The following is a 764-nucleotide window of genomic DNA, read 5'->3' as shown; positions in this document are numbered from 1 at the left end:
CCGGAGGTCGTATGCCTCCAAGGGGGGCGGGTCCATCCCATTAACAGGCTGCTAGTGGTGCAACTCGTGGTCCTGGTAGGCCCCCTGGCCCCGGAAGACCCTGTACTGGTAGACGGTGTAGACGACGATCACGGGGGTGACCACGGCGAAGCCGATGAGCATGATGCGTAGCGAACCGGGGGCGGCCGATGCGGAAAGCGGAGTGAGTCCCGGCAGGGCGAATTCCGGGCGCATGGCCCAGAGCCAGCCCACCAGGAAGAGCAGCACCCCGGTCCACGTCCAGCCCCAGAACGGGCCGATCCCCGAGGCCCGCACGGCGCGCAGCAGGCACCACAGGCCCACAGCCCACACCGCCATGCCCGCCAGCCCCGAAACCGGAACCACGAAGGCCATGGTCAATTGCAGGGCCACCGCGCCCATGGCCAGCCGGAGCACGTCGTCGGGCCTGGCGGGGTGGGCGAGCGACGCCCGGGAAAGCCAGGCCGCGCCCAGCAGCGAAGCCACGCAGGCCATGGCCCCCGCTCCGGCGAAGGCCCCCAGGCCCAGCCAGGCGAAGGGTTTGAGGAAGCGCACATGCCCCTCCATGGGCAGGCCCTGCATCACCGCGCCCAGCATGGCTCCCTCGGCCAGGGCCACCAGAAGGCTGCCGTAGCCGAACAGGTTGGACCAGAAGCGCTTGTTGGCCCCCTCCGCATGGTATTCCAGGCCGACGCCGCGGGCCATGAGCCCCAGGAGAAGCAACCCGGCGGGCAGGTAGAGCGACG

General features: G+C 70.2%; 1 protein-coding gene. It reads right to left on the bottom strand.

Features of this window, described 5'->3' with window-relative positions; genetic code table 11:
* Window positions 1-51: 51 nt before the first annotated feature.
* Window positions 52-764, bottom strand: a 713-nt coding sequence (locus tag ACV4UX_RS16310) for a cytochrome d ubiquinol oxidase subunit II (RefSeq protein WP_491594340.1), incomplete at its 5' end; no start/stop codon positions are given.

The organism is Fundidesulfovibrio sp. (assembly GCF_058402725.1).
Note: the sequence above shows the minus strand (reverse complement) of the source record. Positions and strands in the feature narration are given on the sequence as shown.